The sequence below is a fragment of the Haloplanus sp. XH21 genome (assembly GCF_023276355.1).
GTDB lineage: Archaea > Halobacteriota > Halobacteria > Halobacteriales > Haloferacaceae > Haloplanus > Haloplanus halobius.
Map to the genome: position 1 here is coordinate 1165686 of NZ_JALLPL010000001.1, position 14369 is coordinate 1180054.

At 67.7% G+C, this 14369-nt stretch carries 19 protein-coding genes; 11 read left to right on the forward strand and 8 right to left on the reverse strand.

All coding sequences use genetic code 11. From position 1 onward, the window contains the following. Positions 1 to 71: 71 nt before the first annotated feature. The 3 genes from MXB53_RS05935 to MXB53_RS15615 all read left to right on the forward strand — a co-directional run bounded on the left by MXB53_RS05935 (position 72) and on the right by MXB53_RS15615 (position 1363). The gene (locus MXB53_RS05935) at positions 72 to 395 is read left to right on the forward strand and encodes a hypothetical protein (RefSeq protein ID WP_248896459.1); all 324 of its coding nucleotides are present in this window, start codon (positions 72 to 74) and stop codon (positions 393 to 395) included. Continuing rightward, complete coding sequence (locus tag MXB53_RS05940; protein WP_248896461.1) at positions 314 to 1159, forward strand: aryl-sulfate sulfotransferase; 846 nt, start codon at positions 314 to 316, stop codon at positions 1157 to 1159. Before MXB53_RS05935 ends, MXB53_RS05940 begins: the two co-directional genes overlap by 82 nt. Before the next feature lie 78 nt (positions 1160 to 1237). After that, positions 1238 to 1363 (forward strand): hypothetical protein, encoded by a 126-nt coding sequence (locus tag MXB53_RS15615; RefSeq protein ID WP_283102236.1) that lies wholly within the window; start codon positions 1238 to 1240, stop codon positions 1361 to 1363. Here the strand turns inward: MXB53_RS15615 and MXB53_RS05945 are convergent. From MXB53_RS05945 to MXB53_RS05960, 4 genes are read right to left on the reverse strand one after another with little or no spacing between them, the layout of a single operon-like run. Beyond that, on the reverse strand, positions 1360 to 1821 hold the full coding sequence (locus MXB53_RS05945) for a DUF7992 family protein (protein ID WP_248896462.1): 462 nt from the start codon (positions 1819 to 1821) through the stop codon (positions 1360 to 1362). The genes MXB53_RS15615 and MXB53_RS05945 overlap by 4 nt on opposite strands. Before the next feature lie 34 nt (positions 1822 to 1855). Continuing rightward, positions 1856 to 2341, reverse strand: a complete 486-nt coding sequence (locus MXB53_RS05950) for an acyl-CoA thioesterase (RefSeq protein ID WP_248896464.1) — start codon at positions 2339 to 2341, stop codon at positions 1856 to 1858. Between the two features lie 48 nt (positions 2342 to 2389). Then, the gene (locus tag MXB53_RS05955) at positions 2390 to 2848 is read right to left on the reverse strand and encodes a bifunctional nuclease family protein (protein ID WP_248896466.1); all 459 of its coding nucleotides are present in this window, start codon (positions 2846 to 2848) and stop codon (positions 2390 to 2392) included. A gap of 48 nt (positions 2849 to 2896) precedes the next feature. Further along, entirely contained in the window at positions 2897 to 3532 is a 636-nt protein-coding gene (locus tag MXB53_RS05960) for an ArsR/SmtB family transcription factor (RefSeq protein ID WP_248896467.1), read from the reverse strand. A gap of 180 nt (positions 3533 to 3712) precedes the next feature. On the opposite strand from MXB53_RS05960, the gene dpsA reads away from it, so the two are divergent. Then, a complete protein-coding gene (gene dpsA, locus MXB53_RS05965; RefSeq protein ID WP_248896469.1) occupies positions 3713 to 4261 on the forward strand; it encodes a DNA starvation/stationary phase protection protein DpsA in 549 nt (182 codons plus the stop codon). Positions 4262 to 4401: 140 nt separating this feature from the next. On the opposite strand, the gene MXB53_RS05970 is transcribed toward dpsA, so the two are convergent. Further along, positions 4402 to 5718: a glycerate kinase type-2 family protein gene (locus tag MXB53_RS05970; RefSeq protein WP_425601215.1), complete on the reverse strand. Its 1317-nt coding sequence runs from the start codon at positions 5716 to 5718 to the stop codon at positions 4402 to 4404. A 61-nt stretch (positions 5719 to 5779) separates the two neighbouring features. Between MXB53_RS05970 and MXB53_RS05975 the strand changes: the two genes are divergently transcribed. The 5 genes from MXB53_RS05975 (at position 5780) to MXB53_RS05995 (ending at position 11009) form a co-directional block, all read left to right on the forward strand. Then, entirely contained in the window at positions 5780 to 7459 is a 1680-nt protein-coding gene (locus tag MXB53_RS05975) for a TraB/GumN family protein (protein WP_248896472.1), read from the forward strand. After that, the gene (locus MXB53_RS05980; RefSeq protein ID WP_248896474.1) at positions 7456 to 8085 is read left to right on the forward strand and encodes a metalloprotease; all 630 of its coding nucleotides are present in this window, start codon (positions 7456 to 7458) and stop codon (positions 8083 to 8085) included. The genes MXB53_RS05975 and MXB53_RS05980 overlap by 4 nt, the downstream gene beginning before the upstream one ends. Before the next feature lie 85 nt (positions 8086 to 8170). Further along, positions 8171 to 8773, forward strand: a complete 603-nt coding sequence (locus MXB53_RS05985) for a TetR/AcrR family transcriptional regulator (protein ID WP_248896476.1) — start codon at positions 8171 to 8173, stop codon at positions 8771 to 8773. After that, entirely contained in the window at positions 8770 to 10182 is a 1413-nt protein-coding gene (locus MXB53_RS05990) for an MATE family efflux transporter (RefSeq protein ID WP_248896477.1), read from the forward strand. Before MXB53_RS05985 ends, MXB53_RS05990 begins: the two co-directional genes overlap by 4 nt. 83 nt (positions 10183 to 10265) lie before the next feature. Then, positions 10266 to 11009, forward strand: a complete 744-nt coding sequence (locus tag MXB53_RS05995; protein ID WP_248896479.1) for a proteasome assembly chaperone family protein — start codon at positions 10266 to 10268, stop codon at positions 11007 to 11009. Here MXB53_RS05995 and corA read toward each other — a convergent pair whose 3' ends face one another. Together corA and MXB53_RS06005 are read right to left on the reverse strand one after the other, a co-directional pair. Continuing rightward, positions 11010 to 12002, reverse strand: a complete 993-nt coding sequence (corA, locus tag MXB53_RS06000; RefSeq protein ID WP_248896481.1) for a magnesium/cobalt transporter CorA — start codon at positions 12000 to 12002, stop codon at positions 11010 to 11012. Further along, complete coding sequence (locus MXB53_RS06005) at positions 11999 to 12163, reverse strand: hypothetical protein (protein WP_248896483.1); 165 nt, start codon at positions 12161 to 12163, stop codon at positions 11999 to 12001. Before MXB53_RS06005 ends, corA begins: the two co-directional genes overlap by 4 nt. A gap of 91 nt (positions 12164 to 12254) precedes the next feature. On the opposite strand from MXB53_RS06005, the gene purM reads away from it, so the two are divergent. Beyond that, the gene (purM, locus tag MXB53_RS06010) at positions 12255 to 13232 is read left to right on the forward strand and encodes a phosphoribosylformylglycinamidine cyclo-ligase (protein ID WP_248896484.1); all 978 of its coding nucleotides are present in this window, start codon (positions 12255 to 12257) and stop codon (positions 13230 to 13232) included. Between the two features lie 135 nt (positions 13233 to 13367). Here purM and MXB53_RS06015 read toward each other — a convergent pair whose 3' ends face one another. Next, positions 13368 to 13907, reverse strand: a complete 540-nt coding sequence (locus MXB53_RS06015; RefSeq protein ID WP_248896485.1) for a CBS domain-containing protein — start codon at positions 13905 to 13907, stop codon at positions 13368 to 13370. A 209-nt stretch (positions 13908 to 14116) separates the two neighbouring features. On the opposite strand from MXB53_RS06015, the gene MXB53_RS06020 reads away from it, so the two are divergent. Continuing rightward, positions 14117 to 14290 (forward strand): DUF7838 family putative zinc beta-ribbon protein, encoded by a 174-nt coding sequence (locus MXB53_RS06020; protein WP_248896486.1) that lies wholly within the window; start codon positions 14117 to 14119, stop codon positions 14288 to 14290. Positions 14291 to 14369: the final 79 nt, after the last annotated feature.

Genomic DNA, 14369 nt, shown 5'->3' on the forward strand with positions numbered 1-14369 from the left:
AACGGTGATCGCGGGTGATCGGATGCGGCGAAACCAAAGCGTTCAGGTGGTGGTCCCGTCCACCTCTCGCCGTGTCCACTCGGTCCCGTCTCCGACTGACGTTCGCCCTCGCCGTCCTGGTGCTCCTTCTCCTGTCGACGGGATCGACACTCGCGTACGATCCGGTCGACGACGGCTCGCTCGGCCCCGGCACCGTTGACGCCGAACCGTCGAACGCGACGGTCGTCAGCACGCAAGGCGTCCACTTCGCCGGGCAGTTCGACCGCTCTCGACCGCCACGACTCCTCTCCATCGCTCCCGACGGCGACCTGCGGTGGCAGTACGAGGGGCCCACGGTGCCGCCGGCTGGTTCTACGACGTGGATCCGCTGCCCAACGGCAACCTGCTCGTGGTGAGTCCCCGCGCGGGAGAGACGCTGGTCTGCGAACTCGACCGCGAGACGCGGGAGCGCGTCTGGACCGAGCGTCTGCCCTTTACCGATACGCACGATGTCGACCGCCTCGACGACGGCCGTCTCGTCGTCGCACACATGCGCGCGGATGTCGAGAACGGCACCAGCGGCGATCGGGTCGTCGTCTGGAACCGGTCGGAGAGCGCCGTCACCTGGGAGTGGCGGTTCGCGGACCACTTCCCGCACGACACCGCCGGTGGCGCCGACAGCGCGGACTGGACTCACGTCAACGACGTCGACCCTGTGGGTGACGATCGCCTGCTCGTCTCGCCGCGGAACTTCGATCAGGTGTTGCTCATCAACCGCACGACCGACGACATCGAGATGCGCCTCGGGAGCGACGGCGAGACGGAAACCCTTCACGCCCAACACAACCCCGACTTCCTGCGGGGCGCTGACGGCACGCCGACGATGCTCGTCGCCGACAGCGAGAACGACCGCGTGGTGGAGTACGCCCGGGAGAACGGATCCTGGAACCGGACCTGGACGCTCACGGGCAACCTCACGTGGCCCCGTGACGCCGACCGCCTACCAAACGGAAACACGCTCGTCGTCGACAGCCTCGGCCACCGCGTGATCGAGGTGACGCCGACGGGTCGCGTCGTCTGGGAGTATTACGCGACGTGGGCACCTACACCGTCCGCGGCGGTGCGGGCGACTCGCCGGCCGCCAGTCGGGCGGGCCCCGGCGCCTGGCTGGAGCGGGTGACGGCCGGGGACGCCCGTCGCCGACGCGGGGCAGTCCACTGCGGGCTGGTGGGCCCACCGCGCGCCCTGGTACCGTCCGGTGTGGCTGTCGCCGTGGGGGTTCCTTGCGGCCCTGATCGCCGTCGGCGTCGGCGGCGCGTGGCTGGCGTGTGAGGCCGCCTGGCGCCGGGGCGGGCCGCTCCGCCGATTCGTTCGCGACCGCTAGAACTCCGGCAGGTCGTCGGGCGCGTCGTACGCCGCTTCCCAGTCGATCCACTCGTCTTTCAGCACCTCACACACCAGTTGCCCGAGTTCCGTCAGCGACGCGTTGATCGACGACACCGTCTTCCAGGAGTCGATGTCGGGGTGGTAGTCGCGCTCCTTCCAGTCCTCGGGGATGCCGGGCGCGTGATACCCCACGCGATCGGCGAAGTCGTCCCAGAAGAAGTCGAACTCCTGGAGCATGTCCAGGTCGCGGACGATCCGCCAGTCCGCCTCGTCGAGGTCGGTGTCGGCCGCCCACTGCGCGAAGGCGTCGGCCCACGCGCCGTCGCGGAGGAAGGCTTCGAGCTCCTCGCGGCGGTAGTCCGCGTCGGCGACGACATCGGCGTCGTCGTACTCGTCCGGATCGACCGCGTCGTCCGTCAGTTCGGGTGGGGCCGGTGGGTCCACGTCGAGGCTCATACGCCACCTACGCGCGCTGGCGGCAAAAAGTCGCTCACCGCTCGATGCGCTCGGCGAGGCGCTCCAGTTGCGCCGCGCGGTCGTCGATGGCCGCATCGCGGAGTCGCCGTTCGCCCTCCGTGGGACACTCCAGATCCGGGACGGGAATCGGGGTGCCGTCGTCGTCGACGGCGACGAACGTGAAAAACGAGGAGGTGGTGTCACGCTCCGAGTCCGTCTGAGGGTTCTCCGCGCGCACCTCGACTTTCACGTCCAGACTGGTGCGACCGGTGGCGAAGACGTATGCCTCGATGACGACCACCTCGCCGAGGTCGATGGGGCTCTTGAAGTCGACGTGGTCCATCGACGCGGTGACCACGCCCTCGTTGGCAAAGCGCATCGCGGCGATGGCGCCACAGACGTCCATCCAGTGGAGGACGACGCCGCCGAGACACCGCCCGTGCGTGTTCGTATCGTTCGGGAGCACCATCTCCGTCATTTCGGTGTGTGACTCCGCGAGCGTCGACGTATCGCCTGCCATGGGGCTGTGGTGGCGCGGGGCGGTGAAAAGTCCACCCGATTCCCCCTATCAGTCGTCGTCGAAGTCGTCGATGCGCTCGGGTTCGAACTCGTCTTCCGGGCGCCCGGCCCGGTCGAGCACGGCGTCGGTGACGGTGATCGGGCAGTCACTCCGGACCGCGAGCGCGATGGCGTCGCTCGGGCGGGCGTCGAAGACGAACTTGCGAGGCTCGCCGTCGTCGTAGCGCTCCACGTCAACCTTGGCGTAGAACGTGCCGTCCGCGAGGTCGTCGATGCGGATACCGTCGACGACGCCGCCGAACTCCGTGAGCATCTCGACCAGCAGATCGTGGGTGAGCGGGCGCTCGAACGGCTCGCCCGACAGGCCCAGCTGGATGGTTCGCGCCTGATCGGCCGTGATGACGATGGGGAGATACTCCTCCCGAGCGGTCAACAGGACCGCGGGAACGTTCGATCCGTCGTCGCTCGTGCCCACCCCGATGCCGGCCACCTCGGCGGTGTGCTCCATACCGAGGGTTTGGTTCGGGGAGTATGAATAGCTACGGGGGTGGCGACGCTACCGCTGCCGGACGTACCAGACCGCACCGACGAGCGCGAGCGTCGCGAGGCCGCCGAGGAAAAAGAGCAGGCCCGGCGGGAGTCCGCCGGCCGCGTCCGCTGCGGTCGGCGCCGTCTCCGTCGCCAGCGTGGACACCTCGCCGCCCCCGCCGTCGGCGCCCGCACCGCCCGTCTGGGCGAGCCCCGGAAGGGGGAGTTCGTCGAGATACCACTGGACGAGGACGCTCGCGACGCCGAGCAGGCCGATAGCGCCGAGAAGGCTCTTGAGCGCGCTCTCGAGACCGCCGCTCTCGGCTTCGCTCCCGGCGAAGACCACGAGCGGCCGGTCGGCGGGGGCGAACACCCGCATCTCCCGGCCCTTCTCGGAGTAGATGGTGTCTATCTCCTCGATGAGGCCCGCGTCTTCGAGGTTGCCGAGATGGTACTGTGCGTTCTGGAGCGAGGTGTCGACACGCTCCGCCACGCCGGAGGGCGTGTCTGGGTCGTCGTGGAGGGTCGCGAGCACCTCTCGGGCGGTGTCCGAGGAGAGCGCCGACAGCAGGTCGTCGGCGTCCTCGTTGTCGAGACCGACGACACGGGGTTCGGCCTCCTCCGCCGCAGAGGTGTCGGGACGCGAGGGCAGCAAGTCTGCCATAGCCACCGATACGGCACCGGGGTACAAAACCTTCCTCTCTCGGGTGGCGTTCTCCCCGGAGATGCCCCGATCTAAGTGGCCGCGACAGCACCGTTAACGCCGGAATTATGGCTCCTCAGCGCGTGTGAACGAGTCTCAGCGGAAAAGGGTAAGTGGGTGGAGGGCGTACGTAGAAACGCAATGAGCACGCAAAAATCGGTCCGACAGCAGGCAGATTCGGTCGAAGCGACCGAGGCGCTCCGCCTCGAACAGGAGAAAGTAGAGCAGCTCGTCGAGGCGCTCAACACCGACCTCGCCGCGACGTACGTCCTCTACCACCAGCTGAAAAAGCACCACTGGAACGTCGAAGGCGCGGAGTTCCGCGACCTCCACCTGTTCCTCGGCGACGCCGCCGCGGACGCCGAGGAAGCCGCGGACGAACTCGCGGAGCGCGCTCAGGCGCTCGGCGGCGTCCCGCTCGCGGGCGGCAAGCGGCTCGAAGAGAACGCCCCCGTCGACCCCGAGGGCGACGACGTCTACGACATCCGCACGTCGCTCCGGAACGACATGGAGATGTACGGCGACATCATCGAGACGGTGCGCGACCACGTCGACCTCGCCGAAGGGCTCGGCGACCACGCCACGGCCGAACTCCTTCGGGAACAGCTCCTGACGCTCGAGGACCACGCTCACCACCTCGAACACTACCTCGAGGACGACACCCTCGTCCTCGACTCGGCGACTCGCTAACGGCCGCGTTCCTGCTGCCGGCCTCGACGGGCCGATTTTCTCCTCTCTTTCGACGCCGACCAGCCATCCGTCTCTCAGACGGACCGGTGTCCGGTGTATCGACAGTCGGCGACCGCCGGCACTGACGTACTGCGGCCGCCTCAGTCGATAACTACCACGCGCAGGTCGTTGACGTTCGTCCCCGTCGCGCCCGTGCTGATGACGGCGTTCCGGTCACGGAGATGGCCGAAGGCGTCGCTGTTGGCGAGCGCTTCGCGCGCGGCCGGCACGTCGTCGACCGTGTCGCTGTCGACGATGGCGCCCGCGAAGTCGCTGCTGCCGTCGCGGCCGTCGGTGTCGACGGATGCGAGCGTCACGTCGTCGGGGAGTTCGACCGCCGCCGCGAGCGCGAAGTCGGCGTTCGGGCCGCCCACGCCGTCACCGCGAACGGTCGCCGTGGCCTCGCCGCCCGAGAGGACGACCGCCGGCGGGTCGATCGGATTCCCCGTCGATAGCACCTCCTCGGCGACGGCGACGTGGGTCAGCGCCGCCTCGCGGGCCTCGCCGCGGACGGACGACGAGAGCACGCAGGGGTGGTAGCCCCGGTCGCGCGCCACCTCGCGCGCGGCGTCGATGGCCGTGAAGGTGTCCGCGAGCACGTGGTTCGTCACGCGGTCGAAGATCGGGTCGTCGGGACCCGGCGTCTCGGGGAGGTCGCCCGCCGCGCCCAGATCCAGTCGCTCCCACACCGACCGTGGCGGGTCGACGCCGTAGCGCTCCAGCACGTCGAGCGCGTCGGCGTACGTGGAGCCGTCCGGCGCGGTCGGCCCGCTGGCGATGACGCTCAGATCGTTGCCGACGACGTCGCTGAAGACGAGGCTGGCGACCGTCGCCGGCGCGGCGAGTTGCGCGAGACCGCCACCCTTGAGCGTCGAGAGGTGTTTGCGCACGGCGTTGAGGTCGCCGATCTCCGCGCCCGCGTCGAGGAGCGCGTCGGTCGTCGCCTGGAGGTCCTCGAGGGTGATGCCGTCGGCGGGGGCGGGCAACAGTGCGCTCCCACCGCCCGTGATGATCGCGAGCACGAGCGTCCGGTCGTCGGCGTCGGCGACGAGTTCCTGGATGCGCTCGGTGCCCTCGACGCCCGCCTGACTGGGGACGGGGTGGTCGCCGCGCAGGCGATCGATGCGGTCGCCATCGCTCGGATCGGGCGTGACCACGACCCCGGCGTCGAGCCGGCCGCCGAGGACCGATTCGAGCGCATCGGCCACGCCGTCGGCCGCCTTTCCGCCGCCCACGGCGATGATGCGGTCGACGTTAGAGAGATCATACGTCGCGTCGCCGACGTGGAGCCGGTCGTCGTCGAGGCGGATCGACTCGGCGACGACGCGCTCCGGTCGCGCGGCCTCGATGCCCGTTTCGAGACAGGCCAGCGCCGTCTCGCGGCCACGGGTCGATGCCAGGGCTGCCGCGTTCTCGATGGAGGCCATACCCCTGCCTCTCTCCGACAAGGGTAAAAAGCGTGCCATAGTACCGCGACCAATGAGCGATCACGGGGCGTCGTCGGGCGAGGGGAGTATCCGCGTGGTGGGGACGGCCCACGTCTCGGCCGACAGCGTCCGCGAGGTCGAGGACGCGATCGAAACCGACCGTCCGGACGTGGTCGCCGTGGAACTCGACGAGGGGCGCTTTCGCCAGATGCGCGGCGAGACGCCCGACGACATCGAACCCGGCGACCTGTTGCGCGGCAACACCGTCTTCCAGTTTCTCGCCTACTGGATGCTGTCGTACGTGCAGGCGCGTCTCGGCGAGCAGTTCGACATCGAACCCGGCGCGGACATGATGGCCGCGGTGGAGACGGCCGAGGACCTCGGCATCGACGTGGCGCTGGTCGACCGCGACATCCAGACCACGATCCAGCGGTTCTGGGCGCGCATGGGGTTTCTGGAGAAGGCTCGCCTCGTCGGCGGTCTCGCCTTCGGCGTCACCGACGCCCGGGGTATCGGCCTCGCCCTCGGTGTCGCCGCCGGAATTATCGCCGGGCCGCTGCTGGGCCTGTTCGGACCGTCGCTCGGTCTCACGCTCCCCGTCCTCACGCGTATCACGGGCGGAGTGGTGCTCGCGCTGGGCGTCGGCTTCGTCGCCAAGACCCTCGCCGACGCGTCCCTCGACCCGAACGACGCGCTCCTGGCAGGCGCGGGCGCCGGCGTCGCCGTCGGCCTGCTCGGCGGCGTCGGTCTCGGCCTCGCGGACGGCGTCGTTTCGAGCTATCTGGGCCCGTTCGTCGCCCGCGTGGTCGGGAGCCTCACGCTGGGTCTCGCGGGCGGCGTCGCCGTCGGTCTGCTCGGTGGCGTGATCGCCGACCGCGCCGGCTACGGCCGCGTCGCGACCGACGACCTCGACGATGTCGATCTGGCGGATCTCACCGACGCCGACGTGGTGAGCGTCATGATGGAGGAGTTCCGCTCGTTCAGCCCCGCCGGCGCGCGCGCCCTCATCGACGAGCGCGACGCGTACATCGCCCACGAACTCGTCGCGCTCCGTGAGGCGGGCAAGGATGTCGTGGCGGTGGTCGGCGCGGGCCACCGCGAAGGAATCGAGGGCTATCTCGCGGCTCCCGAGACGCTGCCGCCCTGGGAGTCGCTGGTCGGCACCGACTCCGGCGGCGGCGTCCCCTGGCTGAAAGCCGTCGGTATCCTCGTCTCCGTCGGCTTCGTCGCTTTCTTCGCGCTGCTGGCGATGGCGGGCGTCCGCGACGGCTTCCTCCTCCGGCTTTTCGCCGCGTGGTTCGTCGTCAACGGCGTCTTCGCGGCCGGGCTCGCCAAGCTCGCCGGCGCGCGCTGGTCGTCGACGGCCGTCGGCGGCCTCGTCGCCTGGATGACGTCGATCAACCCCCTGCTCGCGCCGGGGTGGTTCACGGGCTACGTCGAACTCCGGCACACGCCGGTCAACGTCTCCGACATCGGTCGCCTCAACGAGCTCCTCGGCGACGAGGAGACGCCCATCCGCGAACTGATCGGGCAGATGTTCGACGTGCCACTCTTTCGGCTCATCATGATCGTCGCGATGACGAACGTCGGAAGCATGATCGCGAGTCTGCTCTTTGCGGTCTACGTCCTGCCGCTGTTCGCGACGGAAATCGGCGGGGTCGGGGGCGTCTCGCGGCTCATGCTCGAAGGCGCGCGCAACAGCGCCGAACTGCTCTGGAGGACCGTCGCGTGAGCCTCCAGTTCAGTTCGCGCGAACTCACGGATCTAGCTATCGCGTGGGTCGCCCTCGGCGTCGCCTTCGCCATCTTCTTCGAGGGTGGCGGAAGCCAGGCCATCTCGCGGCTCCTCGACGAGGGTCTCGTCCTCCCGCTAGTCGTCAGCCTCGTCACTGCCGGGCTTGGCTTTCTCCTGCACGAACTCGCCCACAAGGTGGTCGCGGTCCGCTTCGATCAGGTCGCGGAGTTCCGCGCCGACTACGGCATGCTCTTTCTGGCCATCATGAGCGCGCTCGTCGGCTTCCTCTTTGCCGCGCCGGGCGCCGTCCACCACCGCGGCCGTCTCACCGAGCGCGAACACGGTCTCATCGCGCTTGCCGGTCCCGTGACGAACGGCCTGCTCGCGCTGGCGTTCGCGCCCGTCTACGTCGCCGGCGTCCTAGGTGGCTCGCCACTGATCGCCCTGCTCGGTGGCCGCGGCGTCGCCATCAACCTCTTTCTGGCGGCGTTCAACCTCATCCCGTTCGGCGGCCTCGACGGCCGGACCGTACTGAACTGGAGCAACGTCGTCTTCGCGCTTGCGTTCCTCCCTGCGGCCGCCATCACGTTGTACGTCGTGTTCGTCCTCGGCGTCGGGTTCTGACCCGTCAAGATCACGTGACTGTCTTCCATTCCCACGCTGCGTCCTTGTTCCGAACCCTTTTGCTGACTGACCGGTCAGTTATGACATGGCCGATTCGGTCCCCTCCACCACCGACGACATCATGTGCGCGACGTATCGCGCCCTCTGTCGGCACGGCTACGCCGAGCTGACGATGCAGGACATCGCCGACGAGTGGTCGAAGAGCAAGGCTGCCCTTCACTACCACTACGACACCAAGCGTGGCCTCCTCCTCGCCTTTCTCGACCATCTCTACGAGAACTACACCGACCGCGTGGTTGCCCCGGAGAACGAGGCGCCCCGCGACCGCCTGTTGGCGTTGCTCGACGCCGCGCTCAACCCGCCGCGGACGGATTCGACGCGCGAACTGCGGACCGCGCTGTTCGAGGTGAAAGCGCAGGCGCCCTACGACGAGGCGTTCCGCGAGCGACTGCAGCGGTTCGACCGCTATCTCCACGACCGGGTTCGGAACGTCGTCGGCGACGGCGTGGAGACGGGCGCGTTCCGCGACGATGTCGACCCGGAGTCGACGGCGACGCTCCTCGTCACCCTCGTCAACGGCGCTCACTCCCGGCGCATCACCCTCGGTGACGACGCTGGCGTCCGTGAGGCGATTCGCACACATATCGATGAACGACTCGTCGACGCGGGCACGGAGGGAGAGCAATGAAACTCAGCGATGTCTTCAAATCCCGCGGGGAGTTCGACTTAACCTCCGGTGACATAGGGCTACCACTGTTCTATCTCTCCCTTCCCATCGTCATCACCAATCTGCTCCAAACGGCGTACAATCTCGCCGACACCTTCTGGATCGGGCAGTACAGCACGGAGGCCCTCGCGGCCATCAGTTTCGCCTTCCCGATGGTCTTTCTCATCATCTCGTTGGGGATGGGACTGGCCGTCGCGGGCAGCATTCTCGTCGCGCAGTTCACGGGTGCAGATGAGACGGAAGAAGCGGAATACGCTGCCTCACAGACGGTCGGCTACGCGGCCATCGCGTCGGTGCTCGTCGGCGCCGTCGCCTACGTCTTCGTCGGCGATGTGCTTGATCTGCTTGGTGCCTCTCCTGACGTGTTGACCCTCGCAACGGCGTACATGGAGATCATCTCGCTTGGCATCTTCTTCATGTTCGGGTTTCTGGTCTTCGTCTCGCTCATGCGAGGCTACGGCGACACCATCACCCCGATGCTCGTGATGCTCGGATCCGTCGTCCTCAACATCGTCCTCGATCCCCTGCTCATCTTCGGCTGGGGCCCCTTCCCGCAGTGGGGCATCGAAGGTGCGGCCATCGCCACCGTCTTCTCGCGCGGATTGGCGCTCGTGGTTGGTCTCTGGATCATGCTCTCCGGGCGCCGTGGCGTCCGCATCCGCCCGAAGGATGTCGTCCCCGACCTGGCCTACGGCCGAAAACTCGTCCGTATCGGCGTGCCCGCGTCCGTCGAGGGCACCGGCCAGGCCGTCGCGATCAACCTCCTCATGTTCATCGTCGGCACGTTCGCGACGCCGGTGGTGGCGGCGTTCGGGATCGGCGTCCGCGTCTTTTCGGTGGTCTTCCTGCCCGCCATCGCCGTCGCCCGCGGTGTCGAGACGATGGCCGGCCAGAACATCGGTGCCGGTAAGCCGGACCGGGCGGCACTGGCTGCCGGCGTCGCCGCCCGGACGACATTCGTCGTTCTCACGGCCGCAGGTGTCGTCACGTGGCTCTTCGCCGATCCCCTCGTTGGCCTGTTTACGAACGACACGCAGGTCATCGAGGTCGGCTCGACCTTCCTCCGCTACGTCGCGCCCTCCTTCGGGTTCATCGGCATCATGCGCTCGTATAATGGGGCCTTTCGTGGGGCTGGTCGAACGCTCACCGCCGCCGCCGTCGCCGTGACGATGCTCGGCGGGATTCGCCTCCCTATCGCCTGGTTTGCCTCCCGCATTATGGGGCCGCCGGGCATCTGGATGTCCTTCCTGATATCCAACGTCGTCGGCGCTGTCATGGCGTATCTCTGGTTCCGCCGCGGGACCTGGCGCTCCGGTGAGCCCGGCGGGCAGAACGTCTCGCCCGTCGCCGACGAACCCGCCGACGACTGACGCTGCCCACCGAGGCGGGACACCCCCGCTCACGCCCTCCGACGGGATGATAGTATAAGTGACCCCCTCGCGTACGGCCGCTCATGTCGACGGACTCAACCCGCGATCCATCCTTTCGTATCTCCGATCAGATGTCCCCATCGACGACGGTGGTCGCCGGGTTCTCGGCGTACGGTCTCGCCGGGTTGACCGCCGCCGACTACCTCGTCGACCACCTCGACTTGGTGGAGACGGGCCACGTCACCGCCGCATCGCTGCCCTCCATCACGCCGTTCGAGGACGGCCGCCCGCGACACCATTCGCGGTTCTTCTCGCGACCTGACCTGGACCTGACCGTCCTCGTCAACGAACTGTTTCTGCCCACCTGGGCAACGGACCCCTTCGCCGATGCCCTGCTCGACTGGACCGACGAACACGACGTTACGGAGATGCTGGTCCTCTCGGGCGTCCCCTACGCTCACGGTCCGGACGAACACGCCACGTTCTACGTCGCCTCCGACGACTACCGGACCCACCGCCTCGCCGATGCCGACATCCAGCCCATGGCGAAAGGGTTTCTCGACGGTGTCAACGGTGCGCTCATGTACCGCGGGATCGAATCCGCGCTCCGAACCGGCGTCTTCGTGACGCCCGTCCACGCCCAGGTGCCGGACGTGGCGGCTGCCGTCCGCCTCGTCGAGGCGTTCGAGCGCGTCTACGACCTCGGCGTCGACGCCGGGCCGCTGACGGAGTTCGCCCACACCGTCGAGCAGTATTATCAGGAGCTGGCTGCTCGCCACGCCGCCGTCGAGGAGGCACAGGTGCCGGAAGATCGGATGTATATGTGATCACAGCCAGCCCTCGGATCGGAAATACCGGAGCATCACGCCGGCCGTGAGCGCCATGCCGAGGAGGACGGCAGGGTAGCCAAAGCGCCACCCCAGTTCGGGCATGTTGTAGGGTCCGCCGGCGAAGTTCATGCCGTAGACGCCGACGACGAACGTGAGCGGGAGGATGATGGTCGCGACGACGGTGAGCCGTTTCATCACCTCGTTGGTCGACTGCGACAGCGTGTTGAGATAGATGTCGCGGGCGCCGCTCGCCAGGTCGCGGTACGTCTCGACGAGTTCGACTTGCTGGACGAGCTGGTCGTAGACGTCGCGGTAGTACCGCTCGGTCGACGCCTGGACGTGGTCCGTCTCGCCCCGCGAGAGGACGCTCATGGCGTCACGCGTCGGCCAGACGATGCGCCGGATCGAGAGCAGTTCCCGACGGAGGCTGTTGAGGATCTCCAGCGTCTCGGTGTCGGGGCTGTCGATGATCTGGTCTTCCACGGACTCGATGTCGCGGCCGATCTCGTCGAGGACGGTGAAGTACTCGTCGACGACGGCGTCGATGACGCGGTAGGCGGTGAAGTCTGCGTCGCGTTCGAGCAGGCGTGGCTCCTCGCGGCGCACGCGGTCCCATATCGATCCGACCGCGGCCGTCTCCTCGATGGCGATGGTGACGACCCAGTCGTGGCCGAAAAACAGGCCGACCGGCAGGTCGCGGATCTCCTCTTCGAACGTCGTTTCGCCGCCGCGCAGCGACGCGGTCTTGAGGAGCGCGAACGTGTGCTCCGCGAAGAGTTCGACTTTCGGGCTGACGTTGTTGCGGACGTCCTCGATTTCCAGCGCGTGAAGGTCGAACGCCGCGCTCAACCGGTCGAGTTCGTCCTCCGTCACGTCCGCGGCGCGAATCCAGGTGGTGCCCGTCGCCGTCCGGGCGTCGCGCAGGGCGTCGGCGTCGACAGCGTCCCGTGTTTCGACCCGGTCGCCGTCGTAGACGAGGGTCTGGATCATCCGTCATCCTCCGTGCGCCCGCCGATGGCTGCAAGCGTGATACCGACCATGAGCGCGGTCAGCGAGAACGACCGCCCTGGATAGGCGACGAGCACGCCCGCGACGTAGCCACAGATGCCGACGATAGCGAGGCCGGCGCCGGCGAGGAACGTCCGGTCCATACACGGCCTTCCGTCGCGGAGCACCAAATACACCGGCGGCCGCGTCGCGACAAACGGTGTGCTTTTGCGTCCGGCCGACGGGGTGTGGCGCATGAGCGAAGACAACGACGGGGAGGAACTCACCTACGCGGACGCCGGCGTCGACATCGAGGCGAGCGAGGCCGCGACGGCCGCGCTCGTGGGCGCCGTCGGCGAGAGCGCGGGCGACTACGCCGGCCTCCTAGACATCGGGGACCGGTATCTGGGGCTCGCCACGGACGGCGTCGGGACGAAACTCCTCGTGGCCGACGCGCTCGGCGACTACTCCACCGTCGGCATCGACTGTATCGCGATGAACGCGAACGACCTCGTCGCCGCCGGCGTCCGACCCGTGGCCTTTGTCGACTATCTCGCCATCGACGACCCGGACGAGACGTTCGCCGAACAGATCGGTGAGGGTCTCGCGGCGGGCGCGGAGCGGGCGGGTATCGAACTCGTCGGCGGCGAGACGGCGGTGATGCCCGAGGTCGTCACCGGACTGGACCTCGCAGGGACGTGCGCGGGACTCGCGGCCAAGGATGCCATCTTCCCAGGCCGGGCCGAAGTGGACGACGCCCTCGTCGGCGTTCCGTCCTCGGGGATCCACTCCAACGGCCTAACGCTCGCGCGCACGGCCGTCACGAAAGAACACGACTACACGGACCCCTGTCCGTTCGGCGACTACGACACGCTCGGTGACGCGCTCCTCGAACCGACGCGCATCTACACGGATCTCCTTGACCCGATGCGGGAACACGATGTCCACGCCGCGGCCCACGTCACCGGCGGTGGCTGGACCAACCTCGACCGCCTCGGCGATCACCGCTACGTGGTCGACGACGCGTTCGAGCCCCAGCCGGTGTTCGACTTCGTGCAGTCGGCCGGCAACGTCTCCGACGAGGAGATGCACCGCACGTTCAACATGGGCACCGGGTTCGTCGCCGCGGTGGACGAGGTGGACGCCGAATCGCTCGCGGCCGCCGTCGACGGTCGGATCATCGGCCGCGTCGAGGAAGGTGAAGGCGTCGCTATCCGCGGACTGGAGCTATAGCGAACAGGTGTCTGGCGGCCACCGGAACGGGGTCGACACACGACGGCTGTCCGGTTCCGGGTGAGCGGTCAGGACATGTATCGGCCTGGCCGCGCTTTCCGATAAGAAGCTCCGGGACGACCGACGCCACGCCGATCAGGAGAGTTCCGCGGCGATGTCCGCCTCGGTGATGATGCCGACCGCTTCGCCGCTCTCGGTGACGATGACGGCCTTGTAGTAGTCCAGCAGGTTGCTGATCTTATCGACCGAATCTTCGCGCGAGACGGTCGGGAACTGTTCGCTCATGATCTCTGCCACCGCGTTCTGTCCGACGTTCTCGCCCGCGCGCCGGATGTCGCTGTAACTGATCGAGCCGACCGGCAGTCCGTTCTGCAACACGGGCAACTGCGAGAAGGCAGCGTCTTCCATGCGGTCTTCGGCGTCGGCGACGGAGTCGTCCGGGGCGACGCTGACGAGGTCCTCGTTCATCAGATTCTCGGCTCGCACGACGCTCCCCTCGGCCTCGTCGAGGGCGTCGACGATGCGACGGAGCGTCGACAGCCGGGGGTCGACGTCGCCGCCTTCGATTCGCGCGATCAGCGGCTGGGAGACGCCGGCCATCTCCGCCAGCGAACTCTGAGTCAGCTCGAGTGAGGTCCGCCGCTCGCGCAGATCCTGCGGCGTCGGTAGTTCCATGGCTACAGATAACCAACGGTTATTAAAATTACTTTCGACCGGGCGGTCCGTCGTGGATTCAGACCGCCGTCCGTTGTGGACTGGATGCGGATTTCCTATCGCGACATGCGATTTACCAGGGCGGCGGTATCCGTTGACGGCGCTTCGCGCTCCCGTCAGCGGTTTCGGGAACCAGTATATTCAACACGACCGGCGGTAGAGCACACGGTATGAGTCTGGAGATGGCCCACGACTGCCCCGAGTGTTCGAACGACACGTTCTGGCGGACCGCCAGCACGGCGCTACACCTGGGCGAGAAGACGAAATGGACGTGTACCGACTGCGACTACGGGCTGGTCCGCATCAACGGTATCGACAGTTCGGACCACGACGACTACTTCTGATACGGTTTACTGTCCGTCAGTACTGGTGGTTCGTCGGGACGGTCCGGCGAACCCCAGTACACGGTTACAATAATCCGTA